The 24,100-nt window shown below is 60.0% G+C and carries 36 protein-coding genes; all 36 read right to left on the bottom strand.

Going from position 1 to position 24,100, the window contains the following annotated elements; genetic code table 11:
* Nucleotides 1–9: 9 nt before the first annotated feature.
* A complete protein-coding gene (locus tag VXL81_RS17100; protein WP_416555358.1) occupies nt 10–921 on the bottom strand; it encodes a hypothetical protein in 912 nt (303 codons plus the stop codon).
* Nucleotides 918–1,256: a hypothetical protein gene (locus VXL81_RS17095; protein ID WP_416555356.1), complete on the bottom strand. Its 339-nt coding sequence runs from the start codon at nt 1,254–1,256 to the stop codon at nt 918–920. Before VXL81_RS17095 ends, VXL81_RS17100 begins: the two co-directional genes overlap by 4 nt.
* Before the next feature lie 4 nt (nt 1,257–1,260).
* Nucleotides 1,261–1,875: a phage tail protein gene (locus tag VXL81_RS17090; RefSeq protein WP_416555354.1), complete on the bottom strand. Its 615-nt coding sequence runs from the start codon at nt 1,873–1,875 to the stop codon at nt 1,261–1,263.
* Nucleotides 1,875–2,579 carry a phage tail protein I gene (locus VXL81_RS17085; RefSeq protein ID WP_416555352.1) on the bottom strand — a complete coding sequence of 235 codons (705 nt, stop codon included), beginning with the start codon at nt 2,577–2,579 and terminating at the stop codon, nt 1,875–1,877. The genes VXL81_RS17090 and VXL81_RS17085 overlap by 1 nt, the downstream gene beginning before the upstream one ends.
* Nucleotides 2,572–3,579, bottom strand: a complete 1,008-nt coding sequence (locus tag VXL81_RS17080) for a baseplate assembly protein (protein WP_416555350.1) — start codon at nt 3,577–3,579, stop codon at nt 2,572–2,574. Before VXL81_RS17080 ends, VXL81_RS17085 begins: the two co-directional genes overlap by 8 nt.
* Entirely contained in the window at nt 3,576–3,908 is a 333-nt protein-coding gene (locus VXL81_RS17075; protein WP_416555348.1) for a GPW/gp25 family protein, read from the bottom strand. Before VXL81_RS17075 ends, VXL81_RS17080 begins: the two co-directional genes overlap by 4 nt.
* A gap of 5 nt (nt 3,909–3,913) precedes the next feature.
* Nucleotides 3,914–4,099, bottom strand: coding sequence for a hypothetical protein (locus tag VXL81_RS17070; RefSeq protein WP_416555346.1), 186 nt, complete (start codon nt 4,097–4,099; stop codon nt 3,914–3,916).
* Nucleotide 4,100: 1 nt separating this feature from the next.
* Nucleotides 4,101–4,391: a PAAR domain-containing protein gene (locus VXL81_RS17065; RefSeq protein WP_416555344.1), complete on the bottom strand. Its 291-nt coding sequence runs from the start codon at nt 4,389–4,391 to the stop codon at nt 4,101–4,103.
* Nucleotides 4,391–4,789 (bottom strand): phage baseplate assembly protein V, encoded by a 399-nt coding sequence (locus VXL81_RS17060; RefSeq protein ID WP_416555342.1) that lies wholly within the window; start codon nt 4,787–4,789, stop codon nt 4,391–4,393. The genes VXL81_RS17065 and VXL81_RS17060 overlap by 1 nt, the downstream gene beginning before the upstream one ends.
* A complete protein-coding gene (locus VXL81_RS17055) occupies nt 4,782–5,339 on the bottom strand; it encodes a hypothetical protein (protein WP_416555340.1) in 558 nt (185 codons plus the stop codon). The genes VXL81_RS17060 and VXL81_RS17055 overlap by 8 nt, the downstream gene beginning before the upstream one ends.
* Entirely contained in the window at nt 5,336–5,782 is a 447-nt protein-coding gene (locus VXL81_RS17050; protein WP_416555338.1) for a phage virion morphogenesis protein, read from the bottom strand. The genes VXL81_RS17055 and VXL81_RS17050 overlap by 4 nt, the downstream gene beginning before the upstream one ends.
* A 3-nt stretch (nt 5,783–5,785) precedes the next feature.
* Nucleotides 5,786–6,229 carry a gp436 family protein gene (locus tag VXL81_RS17045; RefSeq protein ID WP_416555336.1) on the bottom strand — a complete coding sequence of 148 codons (444 nt, stop codon included), beginning with the start codon at nt 6,227–6,229 and terminating at the stop codon, nt 5,786–5,788.
* Nucleotides 6,230–6,325: 96 nt separating this feature from the next.
* A complete protein-coding gene (locus tag VXL81_RS17040) occupies nt 6,326–6,715 on the bottom strand; it encodes a hypothetical protein (RefSeq protein WP_416555334.1) in 390 nt (129 codons plus the stop codon).
* 14 nt (nt 6,716–6,729) lie between these two features.
* Entirely contained in the window at nt 6,730–7,644 is a 915-nt protein-coding gene (locus tag VXL81_RS17035; RefSeq protein ID WP_416555332.1) for a Mu-like prophage major head subunit gpT family protein, read from the bottom strand.
* 2 nt (nt 7,645–7,646) lie between these two features.
* Nucleotides 7,647–8,630, bottom strand: a complete 984-nt coding sequence (locus VXL81_RS17030) for a phage protease (RefSeq protein ID WP_416555330.1) — start codon at nt 8,628–8,630, stop codon at nt 7,647–7,649.
* A gap of 337 nt (nt 8,631–8,967) precedes the next feature.
* The gene (locus VXL81_RS17025; protein ID WP_416555328.1) at nt 8,968–10,176 is read right to left on the bottom strand and encodes a phage minor head protein; all 1,209 of its coding nucleotides are present in this window, start codon (nt 10,174–10,176) and stop codon (nt 8,968–8,970) included.
* Complete coding sequence (locus VXL81_RS17020; RefSeq protein WP_416555326.1) at nt 10,169–11,740, bottom strand: DUF935 domain-containing protein; 1,572 nt, start codon at nt 11,738–11,740, stop codon at nt 10,169–10,171. Before VXL81_RS17020 ends, VXL81_RS17025 begins: the two co-directional genes overlap by 8 nt.
* Nucleotides 11,740–13,182 carry a terminase large subunit domain-containing protein gene (locus tag VXL81_RS17015; RefSeq protein WP_416555324.1) on the bottom strand — a complete coding sequence of 481 codons (1,443 nt, stop codon included), beginning with the start codon at nt 13,180–13,182 and terminating at the stop codon, nt 11,740–11,742. The genes VXL81_RS17020 and VXL81_RS17015 overlap by 1 nt, the downstream gene beginning before the upstream one ends.
* Entirely contained in the window at nt 13,172–13,378 is a 207-nt protein-coding gene (locus VXL81_RS17010; protein ID WP_096706368.1) for a hypothetical protein, read from the bottom strand. Before VXL81_RS17010 ends, VXL81_RS17015 begins: the two co-directional genes overlap by 11 nt.
* A complete protein-coding gene (locus VXL81_RS17005) occupies nt 13,378–13,914 on the bottom strand; it encodes a phage protein Gp27 family protein (protein WP_040170659.1) in 537 nt (178 codons plus the stop codon). The genes VXL81_RS17010 and VXL81_RS17005 overlap by 1 nt, the downstream gene beginning before the upstream one ends.
* A gap of 2 nt (nt 13,915–13,916) precedes the next feature.
* Nucleotides 13,917–14,216, bottom strand: coding sequence for a hypothetical protein (locus tag VXL81_RS17000; RefSeq protein WP_040170660.1), 300 nt, complete (start codon nt 14,214–14,216; stop codon nt 13,917–13,919).
* 6 nt (nt 14,217–14,222) lie between these two features.
* The gene (locus VXL81_RS16995) at nt 14,223–14,561 is read right to left on the bottom strand and encodes a DUF2730 family protein (protein WP_036766944.1); all 339 of its coding nucleotides are present in this window, start codon (nt 14,559–14,561) and stop codon (nt 14,223–14,225) included.
* A complete protein-coding gene (locus tag VXL81_RS16990; protein ID WP_416555322.1) occupies nt 14,558–15,127 on the bottom strand; it encodes a holin family protein in 570 nt (189 codons plus the stop codon). Before VXL81_RS16990 ends, VXL81_RS16995 begins: the two co-directional genes overlap by 4 nt.
* A gap of 67 nt (nt 15,128–15,194) precedes the next feature.
* Nucleotides 15,195–15,806 (bottom strand): holin-associated N-acetylmuramidase, encoded by a 612-nt coding sequence (locus tag VXL81_RS16985; RefSeq protein ID WP_416555320.1) that lies wholly within the window; start codon nt 15,804–15,806, stop codon nt 15,195–15,197.
* An 85-nt stretch (nt 15,807–15,891) separates the two neighbouring features.
* Nucleotides 15,892–16,278, bottom strand: coding sequence for a hypothetical protein (locus tag VXL81_RS16980; protein ID WP_416555318.1), 387 nt, complete (start codon nt 16,276–16,278; stop codon nt 15,892–15,894).
* Entirely contained in the window at nt 16,275–16,730 is a 456-nt protein-coding gene (locus tag VXL81_RS16975) for a gp16 family protein (RefSeq protein WP_416555316.1), read from the bottom strand. The genes VXL81_RS16980 and VXL81_RS16975 overlap by 4 nt, the downstream gene beginning before the upstream one ends.
* A complete protein-coding gene (locus VXL81_RS16970; protein WP_416555314.1) occupies nt 16,730–16,981 on the bottom strand; it encodes a hypothetical protein in 252 nt (83 codons plus the stop codon). The genes VXL81_RS16975 and VXL81_RS16970 overlap by 1 nt, the downstream gene beginning before the upstream one ends.
* An 11-nt stretch (nt 16,982–16,992) precedes the next feature.
* Complete coding sequence (locus VXL81_RS16965; RefSeq protein ID WP_416555312.1) at nt 16,993–17,658, bottom strand: DUF3164 family protein; 666 nt, start codon at nt 17,656–17,658, stop codon at nt 16,993–16,995.
* A 40-nt stretch (nt 17,659–17,698) separates the two neighbouring features.
* The gene (locus VXL81_RS16960; RefSeq protein ID WP_416555310.1) at nt 17,699–17,839 is read right to left on the bottom strand and encodes a hypothetical protein; all 141 of its coding nucleotides are present in this window, start codon (nt 17,837–17,839) and stop codon (nt 17,699–17,701) included.
* 50 nt (nt 17,840–17,889) lie between these two features.
* Nucleotides 17,890–18,267: a hypothetical protein gene (locus VXL81_RS16955; protein WP_416555308.1), complete on the bottom strand. Its 378-nt coding sequence runs from the start codon at nt 18,265–18,267 to the stop codon at nt 17,890–17,892.
* On the bottom strand, nt 18,267–19,142 hold the full coding sequence (locus VXL81_RS16950) for a hypothetical protein (RefSeq protein WP_416555306.1): 876 nt from the start codon (nt 19,140–19,142) through the stop codon (nt 18,267–18,269). The genes VXL81_RS16955 and VXL81_RS16950 overlap by 1 nt, the downstream gene beginning before the upstream one ends.
* Complete coding sequence (locus VXL81_RS16945; RefSeq protein WP_416555304.1) at nt 19,136–19,882, bottom strand: AAA family ATPase; 747 nt, start codon at nt 19,880–19,882, stop codon at nt 19,136–19,138. The genes VXL81_RS16950 and VXL81_RS16945 overlap by 7 nt, the downstream gene beginning before the upstream one ends.
* 57 nt (nt 19,883–19,939) lie before the next feature.
* A complete protein-coding gene (locus VXL81_RS16940; protein ID WP_416555302.1) occupies nt 19,940–22,078 on the bottom strand; it encodes a transposase domain-containing protein in 2,139 nt (712 codons plus the stop codon).
* Entirely contained in the window at nt 22,075–23,046 is a 972-nt protein-coding gene (locus tag VXL81_RS16935; RefSeq protein WP_416555300.1) for a ParB/RepB/Spo0J family partition protein, read from the bottom strand. The genes VXL81_RS16940 and VXL81_RS16935 overlap by 4 nt, the downstream gene beginning before the upstream one ends.
* Nucleotides 23,031–23,351, bottom strand: a complete 321-nt coding sequence (locus VXL81_RS16930; RefSeq protein WP_416555298.1) for a hypothetical protein — start codon at nt 23,349–23,351, stop codon at nt 23,031–23,033. The genes VXL81_RS16935 and VXL81_RS16930 overlap by 16 nt, the downstream gene beginning before the upstream one ends.
* Before the next feature lie 250 nt (nt 23,352–23,601).
* Complete coding sequence (locus VXL81_RS16925) at nt 23,602–23,970, bottom strand: hypothetical protein (protein WP_061047881.1); 369 nt, start codon at nt 23,968–23,970, stop codon at nt 23,602–23,604.
* Nucleotides 23,971–24,100: the final 130 nt, after the last annotated feature.

Below are 24,100 nucleotides of genomic sequence, written 5' to 3'. Positions count from 1 at the left end.
GCTTGCCTTTCAGTAATGGACGTAAAGGTTGGAGTAGTCGCCGCCGGTGTCGTGGGCGTACATCACCCCCTGCGGTGCAAAGAGCAGCGTGGATCCCGTAGCAGCATGGAAATAGAGGGTGGCCCCAAGCGCGTCCGGGGGCTGCGACCAGTCACCATCCGGGCGATAGAAGGTCTGAGCGGCATCGGTGAACACGTTGTTGTTGTGCAATCGCAGACCAAAGCTCGTGCTATTGCCCGCGTAGAGCACCTTCGTGTCGCCCTCAGTCGCCAGATCCACCCCGGAGAAATCCCACGCCGGGGCGGCCCATGTGTGCACGTAATGCGGGGCGGAACCGCCTGACCCGTCCTTGGTCAGTTTCATGACCATGGTGCCATCCGGGGAAACATCCGTGTCGTGACCCGACAACATGCCACCGGGGCTGGAACGGGCCGGAACATGCGCCAGAGTGGTCACGTCCCAAGGCGTTGTCATTTCATAGACCTGCAACGCCCGGTCCACGATGAACCGGCCATCCAGACTGACCTTCAACATCCGCGCATCACTGCTGACCGTCACAGCGTAGAAGTCAGCCTTGGTGATGTAGCTGATTGTCGAGTTGGCCGGGTCCGTCAGGTCACGCGGGTTTTGCAGGTCATAACTGAGGACATATTCACCCGAATTGTAGCCGGATTGATCGTAGGAAAAGGTGATCACCCGGCAGGCGGTTTCGCTGGTTGGCGCAAGAGCCATCCAAGCAATATTTTTGGTGGTGGGCGATCCCGGCACCTGTCTGAACTTATAGCTGCCGCGATACCGCAGACCTGTGGACAGCACATATTCGGGATCAAAGACGCTGCCAGCGCCCCCGGCCTGACCTGCGCTGCCAAGCGACAGCAGCGGGCTGCTCAGCGCGCCGTCATGTCCGACAACGCGTCTCATTCTGGCACCGCCTCTGCGACCGTACGGTCGTGATAGCTGACCCAGACATCAAGGGCGGCATCATCGCTGGCAACAAAGCGCAGCACGTCACCAGCCAAGAGCGTGCCGGGGCCGACCATGCTGGCGCGGGCGTCGCCTTCGGTGATGGTCTGGGCGGGCGTCACCTTATAGGTTTCGCCGCCCGCGTCGATTTCGCAGGTCAGAATAACGCCGGATGCCGCGTCATTGCTGGTCTGGATGGTGGCAATATGGCGGGTGTGATCCGCCGGAACCGGGGGCATGGCGACACCGGCTTGCGTGACATGCGCCAGAAAACGGCTTGGGGTAATGCTCATGGGGTCAGGCTCCTGCAATCATGGCGAGGTGTTCGGCGTCGGATAGGGCGGAAGAGCGCGGCACCCATTGGGCGCTGCCGCCGGGGCCGCCTTGCAACATAGCCCCCGGTTTCGGTGCGCCTTCGGGCAGCAAGCGGGGGTCCAGCGCGTCCAGGTCTTGTTTGGTGGCTAGGGTTAGCAGCTCATTGATCTGGGCCGTGACGTTCTGGGCCTGGCCAATCATGGTGATCAGATCAAAGGTCTGTTCAATGACGGTTGCGCCACCTTCAGCGGGCATGAAATCCGGCGTATCGGCGGCATGGGTGTAGCCATAGAGCTGCTCAACTCCTGTCGCCGGATCGCGGGCGAACACGCCCAGCTCGCGGATATAGAACCCCACGGCGAGCCCTTGATTGGTGACAAAGGCGCGGATGCGCGATGTGCCATCGCCCAGAACCTCCATCGACTGGATGCCAAGCGAGAGCCGTTCATTGACCAGGGCATTCAGTGGCTTGATCTCTGCCGGTTCTGCGCCGTCGCCCAGGGCAACGCGGGTAAACTCCAGGGCCTGACCGATCTGGGCCTTGGCTTGCAGGTTGTCGCCTGCGGCGGTGGTGACTGTGCCGGAAAAATTCGCCATCAGATTGACCTCGGTTGAATGGTGGTTTTGGCGGTGATGTGGGCGGCGGTGCCGCGCATGAGCCGGGCAGGTGCGACGGCAATGCTGGGCCGTGCCGGGCGGATCTCAGTGCGCTTGACCTGGTGCAGTGCCGCACCGATGGTCCGGTGGGTCGGCGCGACCTTCAGGCCAAAGCGGATACCGACGCGCAGATGCGTTCCGCTGTGCAGGGCGGTGGCCTTGTAGAACGTGGTCACAGCGGATCGGGTGACGCGGATTGCGCTCAGGCGTGACCGCACGGGTTTCACGCTTTCAACAACATGGATCAGTTCCGCATAGCTGGCGGCTTGCAGCCCCTGATTGGGGGCAAGGGACAGCGCGAAGGCATGGGGCGCAAGGCGCGGGTCATTGCGCGGTTCAGCAATGCTGATTTGACCGACGATACCCTCCAAAACGCGACGCAGTGCCGTGACCGTGCCCTTGCGACGGTGAACCTCGAGCGCGGCCTTGATCACCCGGCGTTTGGTCGCCTCGTCCCAGGACGGCTCCCAAACATCCACGGAAAACGCCCAAGCCAACCAGCCCAGCAAATCGGCGGGGCAGGTATCAGGGTTCATCAGCGTGGCAACGGGTGACAGATCCGGGCGTGTGCTCTGGATCAGCCGTTCCAAGGACCGCTCCAGCGATGTGCTGTTTGGTGGCAGGATGGATGGTTGTTCAGACATGCTGCCCCCCAACGGTCAGGGACACGTCTTCGGGCGCGCAATAGGCCGCTTGCCAGTCTCCGACCTCGATGTCGGCGGCAGGGCTGATGAGATTCACGCGCTGCACACCTTCGACAAACAGCGCGGCATAGATTGCGCCGCGCGTGATGTCGTGGCCAAGCCGGTGATTGCGGTTGATGTAATCAGCCAGTGAGGCGTGCGCGGTGGTCAAAACCAAGGCGCGATCGGGGCCGTCCTTCAGGAACAATTCCGCGGTGATCTGATAGCGTGGAATACCAGCGCTGCGCAGGCGTGGGTTGTCGGTGATCGGGCGGATGTCTTCGGCGTTCACAGAGGTTTCAACGGCATTTAAAACCTCGTTTGAAGCGGTGCCGTCGCCGGTTTGGCTCAATACCGTAATGGCCACGTCACCCGGCATCGGGTCCACCAGACCGGCATTATCCAGAACGCCCAGCACAAGGGCACCGTCAGGCAATTGCGCGGCCAGTTCGGGCGCAATTTGCAGGCGCGTAAAGGCGGGTGCTGCCACGTCCACGTCTTTGATGCCGCCCGCTGCTGACAGCGCCCAGTAGATGTAGGAGCCGCGCGGGCCGGCGGTGCTGCGACCTTCCATAGATAGCTGGATGCGATGGCGGTATGCCTCGTCGCGTTCCTTCAGCTCAGGTATCGGTGGAATGGGGCTGTCGTCGGCCTCTTGAATGGTCAGACGCTCAACGCCCCAGAAGACACCGAGGTGGTCCAGTGTTGCACCCGTTGAAAGGGCCAGCAGCAGGCCGCGCGCATCGTCGTTAAACTCCAAACGATCCAGCAGGCGGTAGTAGGCAAAGACGCGGATCAGTTTGCTGACCGGCTCGCTTTCGAGCTGAAGGAACGGCGCCAGCTCCGGCTCCAGGCGGATCGCCTCTGCCTTCATATCGGCGAACAATACGTCAAAGCCAACCGAGCGCAGGATTTCCGGCGCGGGAAGCTTGCTGTGATCGATGGCGGTAAAGCCGCTCATGGGCTGGCCTCCGGTGACAAATCCACGGGCAAGGGCAACAGGTTGCCGTCTGGGTCGCTCAATTCCAGAACCGCATAGCCGGGGCGCGCCTCGGTGACCTGTACCCGTGCAAGCGTGATGCGCGGCTCCCAGAGGGCCAGCGCCTCGGCAGTGGCCTGGTAGACGTCAATGAGGGTGTCCCCATTCAAGGGCTGGTCGATGATGAAGGGCAGGTCCGAGCCATAGTCCCGGAGCATCACCGTTGACCCCTTTGGGGTGGTCAGGATGTCGTGTATCGACTGGGCAAGATGCCCGTCGCCCTGTAACGCCCGCCCGCTATGTCGGTTCATACCGGTCACGACTTGGCGCGCTCCGGCTTGTTTGCGCCTGATTTGGCAGCGGGTTTCGGGGCCTCATCCGCCAGGGCAACATTCTCATATTGCGCCTGGGCGGCGGTCAGTTGCAAAGGCGCGCCTTTGGGGCGCCATTCACCAGCGGTCCAGCCGTCTGCGGTGGTCACATAGTCCAGTTTCAATGGCATCTTAGCCTCCTACAATCACAGTTCCGGCGCCGGTCGCGATGGATGAGCCGCAGCCCACCGCATCGCCGACACGGGCCAAGGGTTTGCCGTTCACAAAAACGGTCGATGAACCTGTCGCCTGGCTTGCACCGTGGCAGAGCAGGTCGGGGTTACAGTGGGTTGCCCAGCTATCGCCCTGGCGCAGGGCGGCGAGGCCCTCGATGTCCACATTCGGGCTGCCGCCAGTGGCGGGCCGGGATGGAAAATCGGCATGGCCGGTGCAGGTGTCGGTTTTACGGGCTGCTTTTGGCATTAGTTGATCCTTACTTTGGCGCCTTGCAGGAACAGCTCACCAATCGCTTTGATGGTGATATTGCCACCCGCAGCTTCGATGTATGAGCCGCCCTCAAAGCTGAGACGGAATGTGTCTGGCGCTCCGTGGGGCGGGTTCTTTCCAGTGGGCAGGGCGCCCAAAATGACAGCCTGGGCCAGATCACCGAATGGGGCGGCCAGCATCACCCATTCGCCGGTCTGCAAGGGCCACCACGAATGGCTGCTCGCGGCGCGCTGTGCCATCCAGGGGATCAGGTCAGTCTCAATCTCACCGCATTGGACGCGCGCCCGGCCTGAGGCCGCATCAACCGCAATGACCTTTCCGATCATCAGCAAGTTTTCAATGCGGCGGTCTGCTTCTGCGAGGTGTTCACTCATCGTCAGAGCCTCCAACGTGTTCATAGTCATCGACATGATCCGCGCCGACCTTGGGCGCGATGCCGACATGCAGCTCCACGCCCAAAGAACGCGGCACGGGCTGAAAAAAGCTGATGGGCTGAAGCCAGGTGACCGCCCAAAGGGAAACCGCTTTTGATTTGACCTTGGTCGATATCAACGTGTGCATTGCCGTGGTTCGGGCGGGGCCGATGCCGTCCAGGCCCCAAGTCTGTTCGGGGATGGCGGCCAGCAGCGTCTGGCAGATCCGGGCGGCAAGAATATCGCGACTGATGCCGAGGCCGTCACGGGTGACCACATATGCTGCCATCAACAGCAGAAAGGTTGCCGGTGCCCCTGCATAGGTTTGATCCTGCTTTGCGCCGAGACATGACACCTTCACGGCAGGCGCGGGAATGCCTTCGCGTTTCAGGTCATCAAGGGAGTACTTGCCCTCATGCGGCGTACACTCGCGAAGATCCGGCAATAGGGCGTTGAACCGGCTGCAGATGTGGGCGGGCAGTTCAGACAGAACGTTGTTCGGATCGCTCATTGCAACAGATCCTCCAGCGTCACTGTGAGGAGGTCGTGCAAGTCCAGCTCATCCTCATCAGAGACGCCAAGGTAGGGCCGGGCCGGAATGCCGCTGTCGATTTCATCGCCGCCGATCTGGTGGTGGGCGGCATAGACAAGATTGGAGCCGACCTGGACCTCGCTCTCGCTGGCATAGCTGGCGATGCTGTCCCGCAAATCCCCCTCATCCACCAAAAGCGAATGCACGTCATGGTCGCGGGTTTCGTCATAGCTTTCTGACCAGGGCGCCCAACGGTCGCCGTCGGGGGCGACGGCAGTGTCAAACCGGCGCCGGGTAGAGCTTTCCAGAACCGCCCCGGCATCATCTGCCAGTTCGGCCAGGCGAAAGCCCTCAAGGCGGCGGACCTTGGCAATGGCTTCGGTCAGGCCCGAGGATGTGAGAGTTGCAGCAACACCGGCCATGGATCAAAGCCCCCGCATCTTGTCACGGGTGAACTCGCGCTCCGGGCCGACCGTAACCACCGGACGGGGGCGGGCGGGGGCAACAGGATCGTCTCCGTCGCCGGATTGCGGCGCGCCTGTGTTTAATGTGGCGGTGCCGCGCGCGATGTCCTTCAGGTGTTTCTGGGCGTCCTCGTAGCGGGTGCGGTGTTCGTCCGACAGCACGTCGCTGGACAGCGCGAGCCGGTAAAGAGCGATATCCACGCTGAACTGAACCAAGAGGCCGGGCACGGTCTCCAGCGGCAAGCTGAACCGGACGCCCAGATAGCTGTCGATCTCATCACCCGCCGTTTGCAAGGCGCGGGCAATGGCGGCCTCGTCGGGTACGCCGTCGCCGTTGCGATCCGCCACATAGAGCGCGTCTTGCGAATAGAGCGTCACGATATCTGTCTGAGTGGCGTAGGCCATCAGGTCACCTTCGGTTACTGGTCTTGGATAAGTCGTCGGGGCAAGAGGCTCCCCGATGCAGCACCCCGTGGCCGCGTCGGATCATCGCCCCCCGGTTTAAGCCGGTGCAGTGGCGGCTGGGGTTTCAAACCCGCCACTGGTAAGTGCGTCCCAGGCCGCGTTGCGCTCGGCGGTGGTGATCTTGCCCAGGTCATCGCCCAGAAGGTCGAACAAGGCGTCTATTTTCGGCTTGCCGTCCTTCTGGAAATCCTCGGGGCTGAGGCTTTTGATGGCCTCGCGGATCTGGGCGTCGCGCGCTGCTGCGTCTGAAGCTGGGTCAGCCTCGGCCAGCGCCACCCGCAGGTTCGGCTCCGCCTTCAGGCGGCGCCATTGGTCGGCGTCGAAATCCTTGGCGTTGACCAGGATGCCCGCGTTGGGAAAGAAGGTGCCGCAGCGGCAAAACCCCTCTTTGGGTACGCCCGAAATTGTGTAGCTCTTGGATGTCATAGCGCGGCCCTCCTTTAAGGCAGCCAGGGGTTCACCAGAACCTTGACCTCGTTGTAGTTGGGGTTGGATGCGCCGCCGTCGCCGAGCATCATCTTGACGACCTTGTTGGCCTTGGAGCGGTTGGACCGGCCCACCATGATGTGCGAGGGCATCAGGCCCAACTCGCGCCCGCCGTCACCGGTCACGCCCATCATGGTCTCAAAGGCGGCATCAAAATTGTCACCGTTCAGTTCGGCCTTGGACATATGCGCCATTTGCCAGAAGCCATAACCAGCCGCCCAGTAGGCGTCGGCGCCGTAGAGGTACTGGTTACGCATGAACACATGGTCGCTGGTCTTGGGGTCTTCCTTGCCAATGAGGCTGACCTTTTCGCGCTCTTGGAAAATGAACGGGCGCAGGACTGAATTCAGATCCAGCATATACCAGGGCGACCCGGCGCCATCGGTCATGTTGGAAACGGTTGTCACCGCGCCAGTGCCGTCATGCCCAGCATAAACCGGGTGGTCAGTGTCAAAGAAGTACTGGCCGTCATAGCAGGTCTGGCTTGCTCCGTTGATGATCAGATCGCGGACCATCTGGTCGGGCTTGCGGGCGGCGGCTTCACCAAGGCGGCGGAAACGGGGACCGTAGGTGCCCAGCTTGTCGTTCTTGATGTCCTTGGCCTTGACGCCGATGGTTGTCTCAAATTCCTGGTTGATGATCTGGTAGCCGTGCGACTTGATATCTTTGACCACCCGGTCGCCGATCCATTCCCGCATTTCCGGCGCATCGCCCAACCAGTCGTAGGTCTCGCGATCATCATTGGAATTCACGATGGTGCAGACGTCCTTGTAAAAGGACTGGTTGGCCATCGCCTCATAGCCATCATTGAAGTTCTTTTTGGCGCCTGTCCAAAGTGCCGACAGCACCGCTGGGGTAATTGCAGCCATGATCAGCTCTCCTCGGTTTCAGCTTGCGCCGCGTGGAAGTCTTCAGGGGTGAGGCCCATCTGGCGGCAGATTGCCAGCTCGTCGGGCGACAGCGCCTTGTTTTGGGCCGTGGGGGTCTTGTCGCGCAGTTCGCTGTCTGCGGCGATGACGGGGCTGGCCTCGACCAGTTGCTGGAATTTCTCCAGCCCGCCCTCAGAGCGGCAGGCCGCTACATGGTAGTCGCGGCTGCTTGGCGCAATTTTACCCGCCTCAATGGCGGCGCCGACGGCGGTGTTGATCGCTTCGTCCTGGCGTTCTTTCTCAGCAATTTCAAAGGTGCTGAGTTTGTTCATTGCCAGATCGTAATCGGCGCGCGGGACGAATTTGCCGCTGTCAGGGTTTTCGGCCCGATTGCGGGCGGTCGCCTCATCGGTTTTCATTTTGTTGATCGCCGTCACCACATCCAGATCGGACGCGTTTTCCGGCAGGCCGAGGGCCTCAAGGATCGCCTTGTTCATCGGCAGTACCTCATCAGCGCCACCCTGATGCTCTTCAGTGTTCAGGGCGGCTAGTTCCAGGTTGGGTTGGTTGGTCAGGCCCGCCGAAATCATCTTGCTGATTTCCTTGGCCGCCTTGGTGAAGGTGAAAACGGGGCTCACATAGCGGTATCCTTTCGACGCGATGGAATTGCGGCCTGCGTCATTCCATTCAACGCGCCCCCAGATCGCCCCGTTGCGCGCATCCAGCTCCTTGATCCAGCCGACCGCAGGGGCGGCATCGCCCTTTGCGCCCTTCACTTGGGTGGCATGTTCAAAATCAACGGGGAGGTCAGCACGGTTGCGCGCAAATTCAGCGACCACCGCGTCGGGATTGGTCAGCCGCCATTGGCGCCCGTCACGGCCCGTCAGGTGCGGGCCGGGTGGCGTGAGCTGGATCCAATCGGGTACGCTGTCGCCCTCGGCGTTCAGTGCTAGCGCGATGGTGGTTATGGAGGTGGCCTGTGTCATGAGGCCACAATGCCCCGCCGTGCCGCACTACTCAGCCCTGGCAGGTGTCGGGGGCAAGATCGAGGGTCAGAACGGGGGTGGCGAAAGAGGGGGCTTAGAAGGGCGTAACGGCTGATCTCGCATGATGCCGCCCGAAAACCCGTTCCACCCCTTTCTACCCCCTTTAACCCCCCTTTAAAAACGATCCTCGCAGCATGAGGTCGGGGCGATCAGCGGCTCGCAGGCACTATTCGGGCCAGTATTGAAAATTTCATACCTGATTGCTATCTTTGTGATGCGCGTGAGCCTAGGGAAGCCGGTCTTGAGCCGCGAGGGAATTTCCGCCCCTCCACGCGCGTCACTCCCTCACTATGGTTACGGTTTTTCCGCGCAGCAGCTTTGCCCATTTGGCGGGTGTACTGCGGTGGAATGTGCTCAGGAAGATCTCATCCCCGGCCACAGTGCGCTTCAGAACCAGCCGCCAGCGCTTGGCGCCTTGTCCTTCAAAGATCAGGCTTTCGGTTCCGGTGCCTGATACCTCATGAGCCACGGCGCCGGTTTCCAGCAGCTCCGCAACGCGTCTGAACTGGTCGGCGGTGGCCTCACCATGTTTGCGCCGGGTCTTCTCGGCTGTGTAATCGGAGAACTGCACCACGCGGGTTCTGGCGCCGATCCGGTCTGCCAGCGCCTGCGGCAGCATGGCGACAGGGGCCGATCCGGTGGCCGAACCGTCATGGATGCGGCGCACACGCCAGCTTGTTGCTGTATCGCGGGCGGCGGCGTGGGCGATGGCCGGATCTGCGGCGTTCAGTTTGTCTTGCAGGAAATCGGCCATGCGGCGTTGGCGGTAGAGGCCGGGATTGCTTTCCCATCCGGGGTCGATGCCAACCGGGATTTCCTTCAGCTCGCCGGTACGCGGATTGAATACCTCGCGGCTGGGGGTGTCGGGGTTTTCACTGATGCCGATTTCTTCAGCTTCGCGGCGGGTGAGCTGGCGAACATGGCATTTGCAACCAAAGCCATTGGGCGGATACCAAACCTGCCAAGCCGGATCATCGACCGGCAGCACCATGCCGCTTCGGGCCGCGTGGCTGGGCCGGTGGCGAACGCTGGGGCCGAGCAGATAGACCAGATAGGGCAGGGCGCGCTTGCTGCGCTGGATGCGTTGCCATTGGCCGGCCGCGCGGGCCGAGCGCATATTGGCGCGATAGATGGTCTTGAGACGGCGGGGCGATCCAAGGCGCACTTTCTTCACATCACCGGTAAGCGGATCCACCTGTTCTTTGACACCCCACCAGCCCATGCGGCGCAGGCGTGGGGTCAAAGTCTTCTGGAACTCCTCAAAGGGAATGCCCTTGTCCAGGGCCGCTTGCAGCTCGTCGCGGATGGTTTGCAGGACATCGACCTGCATGGCCTTGGCCACGGTGAAGGCGACGGCGTGCTCTTCAGGCTCAACATCGCGAAAACTGAAGCTGGGGCGCGTGGCCTTATTGCGGAAAAAATCCGCCACCTCAGGCGGCGCGCCGGGATTGAAGCTGTAGCCGGGCCGGTCGCGAAACTCAGCCATCGCTGATGTCTCCCAGGGCGCGGGATTTCACGGCGGATTTAACCAGGCTGTCGAGCAACGGCCGGGTGTCCATTTTGGGGAACGCATCTGCCAGTGTCGCAAGCGCATCCTCATAGGAGGTGGCGGTTTCCAGAAGTTCCAGAACCGGGGCAATAACTGGTCCCATGATCGCCTCCCAATCTTCTGCCAGTTCGGCCTCCAAATCGTCCAGCGGCGCGTAGGGATTGCTTGCAGCTGTTGAGGTTTCAGACCGGTTGGTGGCGGTTTCTGTGGGCGGCGCTGGCGGCTTTGCATCTGCGGCGTTGGATTTCGCCCGTGACGGCGTCAGGATCTCATCACCCGCATCGGGTTCAGAATAGCCAAGCTTACCGCGCACCTCGGACTGGCGCACCCGGACGCCCCGATCCACCATCTCAGCGGTGTGCCGCAGGATCATGTCTACGTCTTCGATCTCGTCAATCGTGATCACCAGGCGTGGATATCGCTTCTGGACCCCAAAATGCAGATCTACATAGGGCTTCACCAGATCCCGGTTCAGAGTTGTGGTGACAGATTTGGCATCGGCCTTGGCAACGTCGTGGCGGACGTCATTATGCACCTCGGCCTGGGCCATAGATGAGCCATTGTCTGAGGTCATGGTCTGGCCGAGCACGGCCTTTGATGTCTGTTCATCGACCCAGCGGGCAAGGCTTTCAAACACCTCGGCACTGGCGCTACCGCTCATGGCCTGCACAAATTCAATTTTCATGGCCTCTGGGATGACTGCCGCTGCGTCGGTGCCGATATTGGCAACAGCTTGAAAGAGCACCTCGACGTCGTCGGGCGTGGCACTTGGCCCATATTTCCCAACACGCAAGGGCAGACCGTAGGTTTCTGCAAAGGCCATCCAGTCTTTCACCGTATAGGCTTTGCACATCCAGCCAAAGGACACGAGCCGGGCCAGACCGCCCCGGATCGGCAGACCGGACTTCAGTTTGGCTTGGTGGGAAATCCACTTGAACGGCTCCAGCTCGACCCCGTCGATCATATCCCGCTCGTCCAACATTCGGATCTTACGACCTGTTTCGCGGTCTACAGTGAAGAACCTAGGGTCGTGATGTAAGAACTCTTTGACCCACCATTCTGTCTTGCTCCGGTCCCAGATGATTTCCGTTTGGGAGAACCCCTTTCCGAGCGCGTCCAGCATATCCTCAATCAGGTCGGAAAACCCGTCATGCTCTGCAATGTTTTCGCGGACGGCATCGGCGATTTTTTCGTCCTGCGGGTCACCGGAGGCCGGAGTGACAACGGGATCAACCCCTGAAATCGCGCGCTTTCGGATGCCCAGAACCGAACCATAGTGCTGGTCTCGCTCCTCCATTTCTTCAGCCAGAACAAGATAATCCTGAATATTGCCCTCATTGGCCGCCAGCAGGATCCGCGACAGGCGCTGCGGTGTCAGACCAAGTGCAACAGAGGGTGCCCATGCGTTGCGGATGGATGTGATTCCCGGTTCGGGCACCCGCTGCGTCAGGCTCTGGAGTTTGATCGGGCGCCCATAGGCATCAAGCAAGCGGGGTGTCATCACCAAATTCCTTTTCTGGCATTAAAACCTGCGGTCAGGTTGATGAGCCGTTTTGTGTGTTTGTCGCCGCCTGGTGCGACGGGGCGATAGACCAGCGGCTGGTATTCGGTTTCTGCGGCTTCGCAGGCCAGGGCTGCTGCCCAGAAGCGGTCGGCGTGGCCGTCGGTGTCGGTGTCCGCGACGAGGCGCCGGATGCCCGTGGGGCCGGTCACAGATTTGATGGCATGAAGATCCGCGCGCAGCTTGGGGTCGCCTTCGGGGATCAACATTGAGCGATCCTGAAAGCGGTCTTTCATACCGGTGGCCAGATCCAGCTTAACCGGCGCGCTGAACAACACGCCGAGAACACGGTCCTCGCCGTGATTACGCTTGGCATCTTCCACCGGCTTTTCGCCCATGCCGGTCTGATCCATGCAGCAGCGCGCCACCCGGTAGCGGCGGAACACATCTGCTAAAAGCTGGTCCTGCCGCGCGAAGCTGATACGGCGCTCGGCAACAACTTCGCGGGTGATCAACTGACCTTCGACCAGTTCCATCACCCAGATCACAAAGAGGTCGTTTCGTGCCGCGATATCCACGCCGACGTAGCAAAGCCCGCCACGATAGAGCGCAGGGTGACCGGCGCGCACATCTTCGCAGGATGAAATCAGATCGTAGTCCAGCCAGGCTGAGGCCGCGTCCAGCCATTTCAGCTCAAATTCTTGTGCCCAGGCGTCTTCGTCGGACATACCGGCGCGCAATTCGTCGATATCAACGTCCAGCCCCTGTTTGACCGCCTCGTAGATATCGACGTGGTGTTTGGAAAACCCATTGTTGAGCGTGGTCATCAGCTCATGGAACTTGTTGCCCTTGCCATTGGGGGTGCTGATCACCCGGATCTTATGGCCACCGCGCGCGGCGACTGGAAAAGCCGATCCCCAGATCCGGCGGCTGTCGGCGTGAAAGGCAAACTCGTCAAACAGCATGTTGCCGCCAAAGCCACGGGCTGCGTCAGGTGAGGCGGAAATCGCTGTGACGCGTGAACCACCCGGAAATCGGACTTCCTGCGCCTTGTAGGTTGCCGCCTCAACATCAATCAGATGGGTTGCGCCGTTCTGGACGACCTCGCGTTTGTGGGCCGGGACGTGGAAATCTTCCTCGGAAAACTCTGGCCGACCCTTGCGCGCCAAGGTGGAGAGGGCCGCGTAATAGCCCTCAGTCATGGGTTTTACGGCGTCTTCAATAGCCTCTTTGGCGGTTGCCTCTGATCGTGACAGGATCGTCCAACGCGTTTTGCGCCCTTCAATCTCGGCATCAACGCAGTCGCCTACGATTTCGCCGCCTGAGCCGAACGTCTTGCCGCCCCGCCTGGTGAACATGCCAATTTTAAAACGGGATGTGTCGGCGATCCACGCCTTCTGGTAGGGCAGGAAGTCAATGACCGGCCCAACGCTAACCGCCATTTTTGGCCTCGGGCGCCTCACGCATTGCAATCAGGTAGGGCTGTTCTTTGTACCACGCGATTGTGCAGCGCATTCCAAGGTGGACGAACCTCTGGCGCCGCCCGAAGAACAGCGCAGCTATTGAGGGCCACATCGGCCCCTTGCGCCAATTGTAGTCACCGACCAGGACAACAGTTCCAATTGCCATATCGCTCATCAGACAAACCCCATGATTTCGCGGGCCTTCTGCGCGGCCTCTTTTTCCACGTCTCCGGCTTCCACCGCCTCATCCAGTTTGCGCGCCATTGCGTCGCGTTCGGCCTTGGCGATTTCATCACGCAGCGAGGTGCTGCGGATTAGATTGTTGAGGGCCGTGGTCAGATCCTTCAGCCCGCGCGGATCGGGAAGCTGATCGGGATTGGCCATCGCCATCTGCAACCGCCATTGAATCGTTGTGAGCTGCTGGAACAGGGCCGAGGTGACGTCGACCTCATCTTGCAGGCTGGCTTCTTCAAGAAAGGCGCGGATCTCGTCTTGGGCCTGTTCCTGCATCTTGGCGTAGTCGCGAAACTCCTGCCCGTAGGCGTGAACGGCGGACTTGCCGATCCGCATTTCCAGCCCGGCGTCTTCAAGGCGAAAATTCAGCGCCTCGGTGACATCCTCATAGTCAGAGAAACCACGCGCTTTCAGCTCATCTTGCAGCCAATGGCGCATCTCGCTTGGCAGTAGGTCGATCTTGCGGGGTGGGGGCATGGTTACGGCCCAGGCCGGGGGCGTTGGACGCCTGAATGGCGCGCTTTGCCTTCGGCGACCTCAACACCGCGACTGGTCGCAGTGGCAATGCGGAATAGCCCGTTGTCAGTGACACTGGCCAAGCCCTGTTCGCTCAGCCAGTCCAGCTCCCCCATGACCTGGTCGCGGGTGGTAGCTACGCCGTAGCTATTGCAGACGTCCACGAGGATGGATGCGTTGGACGTATATTCCGGGCTGTCTGACAGGAATTTTAGAATTGTCAGGCGACGGTGTTTGGAGAGGGTGTCTTGGTATGCGCTCATGGTCTCTTAGGTCCCGATTAGATGGTCTTCGTGTCGGCTGACGATGGTTTCAAGTCGGGCCATAATCTTGGCGTTGCCGTCCATCACAGCGCGGATTTCAGCCAGCGATCCTGTCTGTTTGACCAGCTCCAATTGCAGGGCGTGAATGTCGCCCGTGCCGGGGAGGATCTGCACCGTCTGCTCAAGTGCCGCGATACGGTTTTCGTGGCGGTCCATCCGCTTGGACCCTTCCTTGAACCGTTCGTCGGTGTCTTTCTGACGGGTGGCGAAGAACGTGTAGATGATGGCGCAGACCGAAATTCCGAGATTGGTCAGCTTTAGAATGGTCTCAAGATCCAGGGTCACCGTTTCTGCCCCGCTTCCCACCAGTCGATCACGGCTTGATTTTCCCCTTTCGGCTGCGCCTTAGCGATGTCATCGCCCGCCACGCCGCCCTCAGCGGCGCCGGGCGTGTCATGTCGTAGAGCGTCGATTGCGCTGATGTTTTCCAGAACCTGCGGCAACAACGCGGTGCCCTGGTTCAGCGACTGGCGGAACTGCTGCGACTTCACCTGAAACCGCCCACCGAAATAGAAGGCGACGATTGTTCCTGCCAGCCACCAGAGCGGATCCGGCACCAGGGCAAGCCCCTGCATCCGGGCAGCAAACCAAAGAGGGTCGAACATGGCCGAGGCAAAGAGGGCAAAAGTGGCGATCACCATCAGAGGGCGCGGCAGGCGGTTCATGCCATCCATAAACCGATCAAAACGCCCGAGGGCGGGTCGGTTGAACTCGGCGCCATGTTGGGACAGCGCGGATTGCACGTAAGCGGCGTCGCGCTGTGCGCTCGCCTCAGCATTGGGGCGAAATACGCCCGCTGTTTCAGCGATCACATTGCGACCACCGCCAAAGAGCCACTTCAATAACTGCATATCTTGCCTCCTAAGTCGCAGCCAAACCGATGCGTGAACTGCGGAACCTGCCAATTGCCCGGAGCGTTCACCCCCATGCTGCTGTCCGTTGCCGGAAAGCGGTTTCGCTCAGGTGGTAGCGGGGCGAAATGAATTCCTCGGCGCGCTTGATCCAGCCGCCTTTGCCGCCCGCACGGGTCCGGGCAAATTTACGGGATGCAGGCCGACGGTCAGCGAGGCGCAGATAGTAGTCCCGGCGGGCAATACCGTAGGCATCGACCAGATAGTCCCCGGCCTTTTCATAGGTCCGGTGGGCTGCTGCGGCGGTCTTTGGGCCGAGCGCGCCATCGACTGCGACCGGTTCTTGAAAGCCCGCCAACAGGCGTTGGAGGATCTTTATGGCATTAGCACCGGCATTGACCTGCATGTCAAAAACACTGGCTTGCAGCGCCTGCGGCAACAGGTCGATCCGGGGTCTTGTGAAATAATGCCGGATGAAAATTTCAACGGCCTGCGCGCGGCTCAAAGCGCGCACATCCAACACGTCAACATCGCCGTCATGGTCAAGGTCCAATCCCAGACGGCGCATCGTATGGATGGTGACGCCGTAATTGGTTGCGCCGCCGGGGTCGGCGGGATCATTTACGAACCCGCCTTCGCGCGCGACGATTTCCTCTGCAATAGTTTGGACTGATGGCATGGCCGGTGGCTCCGTCTGTGTAAGACAAAACTACCTGTGACGTTGGGTGATTGCCGTCCCGCCGGGTGTCGGGGGCAATGCAATACTAGATGAAAAAGTCGCCTTGATCGTCGTTGCGTCTGCGCAGACTGGCCGCGACACGCTCGACGGTTCGCAGGGTCACGTCAACCTCGGCGGCGACCACCGAGTGACTTTTGCCTTGGCCCAGCAACATGGCGATCCGCTGGCGGCGCCCGGCTTGACCGCCAAAGTTTCCGGCGGGGACAACCAGTTTGCCGCCGCCGAGTAGTTTGTAAAGGCGAAGGGCATCCTCTGCGCCCAGCAGTTCCGCAAGGCTGGAGCCTGCCTTGTTCGAGATATAGACCTCACGCCCGCCCTTTGCCTCTGCCAGGCGCACGGCCAGATCAAGGCTGATTTCCTCGGCGATGTAGGACAGAACACCGGGCAGATATGGGCGGAAATTGTGGCTCATCGCTGATGGTCTGACCAATCAAAGTCGATGTCCTGGCGGTGGCCCCAAGACTTCAACGCCTGAATGACCTGGTCGATCTGATCATGATCGCGGAGCATATCAACGTCAGCGGGCACCGACTGCCAAGCGGAGCCAAATCGTTTGCGGATGAATGTGTTCAACCCCTTGCGGCTAGGGTCACGCAACGCGTCGGCCTCACCGAGCTTGCGCCAAAGGACATGGACCAAACGCAGATCAGCACGGGGGGCTTTCTTATGGCGGTGGTTCCTGGCTGTCGCAGGTTTGAAACCATCGTTTTTAAGGCGCTTTAAAACGCTTTTTAATTCGGCTTCGGTCATGTCTTTCATCGACGTTTTGCCCGTGACGGCCAGTTGCAGGCCGCGCCGTGCATCGCTGTCCATGCCAAGCTGACGACAGCCGATGTGGATCTTCTGTTGCAGGGCGCGGCTCATCACACAGCCTCGGCTATCGGGGCGGCAACGGGATGCCGGGCTGCATCGTCCCGCATCCGCTTGTCGGCTTGGTTCATTTCCTCGCGGGCCATCGCGTCGAATGCTTCAGGCGCGATCTTGGCAATATCCGCCTCACGCCGCAGAACGACCAGGCTATTGCCCAGGACCAGATTGGCGCGCCGCATTTTGGTGGCATAGCTGCTGAATGCACTGTGCAGCGCGGTTTGGATTTCGGATTGGGTCATTGCCATCGGACGCGCTCCTATGCCTTGGCCAAGTCAATCGTGATATGTTCCCAGGGCGCATCAACGCTGGGCCGTTGGTAGCAACGCGTATAGCTGGCGGTGCCGACAACGCGCATGGCGTCTTTGATGGCCGTCATTGCCCGTTTCCAGCGCTCATCGGTGATGTCCAGCCGCAAGAGCATCATCACCTCACCGCGATTGATCTGGCCGGGCTTCTCGGTGTTGAACGCACGGGTGACGATGGCGCGCAGTTCTGCCGGGGCATCTGCGGACCATTCGTTCAGGCATTCGTCCAGCAGTTGCTTGGCCACCTGCAATTCCGGGCCAAAGTCGATCTTATCGGCGACGGAAACGGTGATTTTGAACAGACCGTCAAAAGAGGTCAGGGTCATATTACCCTTAGCACCGCCAAGCTGTGCGCCGTATTCCTGAGCCAGCAGGGCCTGCAAATCGGTGACGTCGCGGCCAGTATGGGCTTTGAAACGGGCGACTTGGCTACGCAGCGGCAGGGCATAGCTGATGATCTTGCGGACGGTTTCGTCCTGGAGTTTGTCGCGGGCGTTGACCGTTTCCAGTGGAACCAGTTTGCCCTTTGCGTCGGTCATGTATTTGTTGCCATTGGCCTCAACGATGCCGTCGGGGATGTCTGCTCGTTCGAGGGGGTAGGTTTGGGTTTGGGTCATTGCAATTGCTTTCTTTCTGGGGGCTTGGGTTCAGGTCGGGCTATGCGCCCTCTGGGTCCGGCACGTCGGCCAGGCTGCGTAGGACGATACCTGCGTGAACCGGATCCTTGATCATGATGGCTTCTGCCAGCGCGTCGGCGATGCCAATGGGATCGTGCGCGCCTGATACGAGGTCATTCACAGCGGCGCGCACCTTCTCAGGTGTCGGGCGGCAAAAAGGGTGCGGAGTGATCATGTTTCGCCTTCTGTTTTTGTGAATTTCGGGCAGGCGCGACAGGCGCGGGTCATGCGGACGCGAAATGGGTTGGAGTGGGACCAGGTCTCAGCGCGGCGGCGATGGTCGAGGCAAGCCGCACTCGCAATTTCCACCTGTAATGCCGGGCATTGGACCGGTGCGTTCATGAAGACATCACGCACCGTAGATTCAATGCGGACCATATTTCCGGCATACCGGTTGCGGATTGCTTGGCTGACGACGGTGGCACTTACGCCGAGCTGCTTTGCGACCACGTTTTGCGAAGTGCGGTCGCATTCGGCGATTAAGACGGCGACCCACTCCGGCAGGGCCTCGCCCCAACCATCTTGGGCAAGGATCAGGCGGTCGCTCATCACAGACGCCCTCCGGGTGCGTAGACGATCTTTTCGTCGTTGCTGTCCACGACCACCGTCATGCTCCGCTTCACAGGGGGTAGGGGGCCGCTATCTTTGATGAGCCGCAGGGGCGTTTCCTCGCCCAGGCCACGATTGTTGGCGGCGGCGCGCAGGTATCCAGCCAGCCGCAGGGTGCGGCAATAGGCCAGAATGCCTTTCTTCGACACATCAGGCCGCGCCGGTATAAGGGCTGCGTATAAGTCGATGGGGCGAAAGCGCTTTTGCCGACGAATAGCCGTCCACATGATGCCTTCCAGGCTGTCGCGTTTGCTCTTGGAACTGTCACGAACCTCACTTGGCAGCTTGGTTGTATAGAAGGTTTCACCGTTGCCGCGCCCGAACACCCGTACGGCTTGAGCTTGCTTAAGGCGCTGGAAGAACCGCGTTCTGATAGTCTCCGATGCGCAGACGGTTTTCAGATCCTTTGCAGTGAAATAGGCAAGGTCGTTGATATACTTCCAGATCTGCTTTTCTTCAGGCGAACGCGGCTCGGCACTCGGTAGCTCCAAATTGCGCGCGCCGTTTTCATTCATGGAGGCGATCAGCGATGCAAGACGGGCTTTGGACCGTTCTGTATCCCGTTCATGCTGGTTGCCATCGGCTTCAAACTGCCGGGCTTCCTCGGGATCGAAGACAGTATAACAGGTGGCGTACCCGTCCTTGCCGCATTCGCGCACCACACCTTGGCGCTGGAGTGCGCGCAGGTAGTTTTGACGGGTCCACTCGCTGGCGCCGCAGTAGGTTGCGATCTCTGCATGGGTGAAACGCAGGCGGGTGCTGATGTAATCAAGGATTTCCTGTTCAGCGCGGTTGTTGGCCACTGCGTTCACCATTTCAGCCCCCGGCGCGGAGCTGGGGCCTCGTTGGCCATGAACTCAATACCGCCCCACTCATCAGCCCCCATGGATTTCAGGCCAAGCTTGATGGCCTCTTCTTTGACCTGGGCAATGTTCACCACCATCAGGCGCGGGTTGCCGGTGTTGCGTTCGATGATAGACCCCAGCAGATCGTCACGGATCTCAACGCCTGCCGCGTAGATATTCGCCAGCAGGCGGGCGTCTTTCAGGGACGCCGGTTGCGCGGCGACATAGCTCAACACTCGGCTGTCAATGACCGGGAATTGCTTCAATTTCTGAGGGAAGCTCTCGTTGCCGATCATAACCACCGGCGTGTCAGATCCGTCATGCAGGTCACGGATCAGCTCAATGACACCGCGATTGAGCGCATAGTCGGCTTCGTCCACAACCAATGTACGGCCATTCAACGCCAAAGCTTCACAGGCTTGCAGGGCCATGTCTGGAATCGTTTTATGGGCTGACACGCTCAACTCTCCGAGCAGACGGGACAGTAGTGTTTTCTTGGTCCAGTCCGCCTGCATGGAGATATGGATCACGTCGAATTTTGACGCGCAGTAGATGGCCCCAAAGGTCTTGCCGTAGCCGGGGTGGCTATAGAAAACCGCGAGGCCGGGGACGCCAAAGGCACGGTCCTGCAACTGGTTCACCAGCGTTGCCAGTTTCGCGACATTGGTCAGCGGCTGGATGCTATTGCCGACCTCGATAAGCTGTGACATAGTTTGCTCCTACTCAATATTGACCGTCGCCTCGGGGCCAGCCGGGCGGCGGTTTTCTTATCCGGCGCTGTTGCTGCCGAAATCTCCGAAAATTGCCGAATATGCCTTGTATTCAGCGTGTTCTAAAAACCCCTCCAGCCAACCGGCTTCGGCTTCACCAACAGGGTTCCCCTGCCGCTGTCGCTGTGCGATGTCTTCGGCCTGGCGGAACCGCTCCTCGGGGCTGTCGGCCACCGAGAACCCACTGTTCTGCGGTTCTGGTTTGGCTGGGGTCTTGGCTCCCATCTGCAAGATAAGTGCCTCTTGTTCGCGGTCCGCCGCCGGGTCCATGTGATCGCGGAACGTGGTGACCGCAGCGGGTTTGCGGAACACCGGCTTCACCACTTTGGCCTCCAGATCTGCCAGGGTCTCAGATGGCGACGGGGCAGAGTTGGTCATATCGGCGGCAAGTTGTTCGACCGGTATGGGCCGTTGCAGCTCTGCCAGGGCTTTTTCCGCTTTGACGATCTGGCGGTTGCGGCGGGCTGTAGACCGCGCGCCGTCCAGATCGAAGAAACCAACCTTCTGCTGGCATTCGGCAAAGCCCAAATATTGGCCGTCGAGCGCTGAAAGATGTACGCCGCTGTGCAGGTCTTCGGGATCGAAGCGGATGATCACTTTGCGACCCGCTTCCTGGCTCATCCAATCGCAATGGTAGACATTGCCGTGCAGGGTGAGCTTGCCGCTGTCTTTGTGCAATTTCCCGTCTGCCTGGCCCATCAACCAAAGGTGCCGTTGTTCTTCGGTCGCCTTGATAATCGGCGCGGTCGCATAGCTTTCGGCAAATGTCTCGTCAAAGGACCGGCCCTTGGCGGTATCGGATCGGCGACCCGTGCGGGCGTTGTGTTCGGCTATACCTTCCGCCAGGACTTCCAGAAACTCAGCGGCCTTGATTGCTCGGCTACCGTAGTTTTCCGGTTTGGCGTCGGGCCGGTTGCCGACATAGGCGCCTGCAAAGCGCACATCCTTGGCCACATCACTGGCCAGATCGCGGAACGCGCGTTCAATGGGTTTCGCCTGGCCGTGGGCCGGGGTGGCCCAGTGCATGTCGATGCCGAGCAAGGGCAAAACACCGATTGGATCGTCTTCCCGGACTTTGAAACGAAACCGGGTTGGCGCGCCTGCTGTCATCCATTTGTTGGCAAATTCGCGCCCGTTGTCGAACAGGCATCGTTTTGGAATGCCCCAGTTGTCGACCAATTCACCGAATGCCGCCATAACCATGACTTTGTTCGGGTCGTGATCCACGCGCCAGGACAAAAACTTGCCGGAATAGAGGTCTTGAAACGCAACGATTTGGGGGCGGTTGACGGTGCCGTCGGGCCATTCGACAAAGACGTCGATCTTGTGACAATCGGCGTTGACAGCTTCCAGCGCATGGAGGCTCGACCGGTCGCGAGTTTGGGCGGGGTAGCAGCGCATCAGCCCATTAACGCCCTCGCGGAGATAGACTTGCGTTGTGCGTGGCACCTCGGCATCTACCCAGCGCTTTGCGGTCTTCTCAATCGGGATGGGCCATCCCATCTGGCCCGCTTGGCGCTCGGCCATGCGGTAGCATTGCGCAAACGTTGGGCGTTCTGGACGCAGCCAAGCGCTCTTGAGCCAATCCATAAACGGCTGATAGGCGGCACGATCTGCCTGTTGGGTGCGTTTTTTCGGTGCTTTGGGCGCGACGAATGCAAGCCGGTCCTCTGGTGTTGCACCGGCGACAAGGTCGATCCAGTTATAGATCGTCCGGGTACTGGACCCGATTTCGGCGGCGACAGTGTCGACGGCGTGAACATGGCCCGCACCGCTGGTGTGAAGCAGTTCAACCTTGGTGATCGCGTCCAGGCGGCGCGCGGCCTCATCTTTGGATTTCTGGGGCAGGGCTGCATAGGCGGCCCAGGCGCTGTTACGGTCGAGCTTTTCAACCGGGCGGCTGGCGTCATGCTTGATCAGCTTAGTACGTGCGGCCAGCGGCAGCACTGACCAATGATAGAGTAAACCACCGCCGCGACCGACCTTGCGTTTGATCGCACCGGGCACGTCCCGCCAGCCTTCACGGTCGGCTTTTGCAGTCACCCCCCGAGCAGTGCCAGGAATGCCGGGCAGGCGGGCAGCAGCCAGCTCAGCCACAGACCACCATTCCTGTTTTGGCGAGACGGGCGTTGTCATACCTGTGCCCCGACTTTGGCATCTTCGATCAACTCGACCAAGACGTCGCCATACTGCGCGACAAACTGGCGGCGCGCTTCTTTGCTGGCGCGGATGAACGCGTCTGCCAGCTTTGAAAACTGTTGCTCAACCGGTGTTTTAAGCGCAGCACCTGGGGCTTTTTTCCGGTCCAAAACCTCTTTAGCGGATTTGGCAGTTCCATCGCCTAAGGCAGCGCAGATGGCGGACCTGTCCGCTTGTTCTCCGCATTTTGCAATATGCTCTAGGTCTTTGAATTGGACCTTTTGCGGGGCGTCCCGGAGCTGGGCGATTTCACTAGGTGAGAGCTTTTCGCCGACACTGATAAGGCGAAAAATCTGGCGTTCACCCTTGCCGAACACCTCAGCAGCGTTGGCGGCAAAACTGCTAACTGACATTTTGTCAGTTAGCACATCATTTTTGACCCGCCCGCCCGCGCTGCCTCGCTTGGTTTCGGGGTTTTCGCGCTCGTATAGCTCTTTGTGTGCGGCCAGAAACACCGCCATATCCAGCGGCGTCAATGGTGCGCCGGCCACATTGGCATCCACCTCAATACGGATCGCCTGATCGTTGGTGCACTCGCTGACTTTGACCGGCACCTCGGCCAATCCTGCCTCTTTTGCGGCAGTTAAGCGGTGCAGACCATCCAGTAGACGATAGCCGCCTTTGACACGGCGGACCAGGAGCGGTTGCAGGATGCTGCCAACCTCTTGAATAGAAGACACAATGCTTGCAACCGCTGTCTCAGAGGCGGTGCGCAACCGTTCCTCTACCTGAATATCATCTACGGGCAGGGTGTGGGTTTTCTGCCAGGTAGGTGGGGTCATTGGGGATGCTCCATCATAGCTCAAAGTTGGATTTTTGGACCTGTCGTTCTGTGCGACATGGCCGATGAGGTTGCGGCGCTTCACCTGGGCCGCATGGCCTGCATGGGTCAGCGCGCCGGGCATAAGGGACGCCCGCTGGTTTCGAGTTTCAGAAGGTCGGCGAGGCACTCCAAAGAACCGCGACCATTTAGGTGGGCGACAAGGTCGGCGACGCGTTCTTGGGCCGTACTAACCGCTTCTGCGGCGCTATCCACCGCATCAGCAAGCGCCCCGGTGTCACCGCTTCCAAGGGCTCGGGCCTCTTGATGGGCTGTAATCGCTTGTTGCAGTGCCAGCCGGCATCGCGCGTAGTCGGCGGCGTGTTTTGTCAGCTCACCCGCAAGTCTGTGCTGGGGGAATTGGATCAATTCAAAGTCAATCGCGCTCATTGCAAAAGGCTCCAAAGTAAGGGGGCGGCGGGCAGCACAAAGACACAGGCTGCGCCGATAAGGTCGCCCCAGAAGTCGAACGGGTTAGGGAAGTAGTGTCTGAAACCGTCGCGCAACCTTCGCTGCACGGCTGCTACGTTGCGCTGAAAAGCCCCCAGCGGCGCATCCCCATGGCCGCTGGGGTAGTTACCCGATTTAGCGACGAGGACATTGTCGCCGCATGCTATCGGGGAAAGAACCTCAGACGTTCTCATGTCGGCTCACCTGCGCTCTCGGCGCTTAACGCAATGTCGTTTGCCGTGAGTTGCTTACGGGGGCGATTTGGACTGTGCAGCGCATCAATGTAACAATCTTTGCCTTGCAGGTGAGGAACAACATCTTCCTCAGGTCCATCGACCTCGTAGCCTAAGGTGTAGAGCACTAGTCGTATGGTCAGGGTTGAAGGTGTTCCTTGCTGCTCGGCAAGTTTGCGTAGCCACTTACCTGTCACACCGCATGAGCGGCCCAGCTCGGCATAAGAGAGTTTTCCCAATCCTCGGTTTGCGGCTGTAAACTCTCTGTTCAAGAGTTTGGCAAACTGTCGCCCGCTCATCTGTGAAATAATCGTGTTCGGCGTCATCGCATCCTCCTGTAGTTCGACACGATAGAACTAAACTTCTATCAACTCAACACCATAAGTCGATTAGATAGAAGTATAGGGCGATTTATTGTGATCAGACGCTCTCCTGGGGACTTATATTCCCGATTGC

Origin of the sequence: Phaeobacter sp. JH204B (assembly GCF_048055755.1) — a bacterium.
GTDB lineage: Bacteria > Pseudomonadota > Alphaproteobacteria > Rhodobacterales > Rhodobacteraceae > Phaeobacter > Phaeobacter bryozoorum.
Note: the sequence above shows the minus strand (reverse complement) of the source record. Positions and strands in the feature narration are given on the sequence as shown.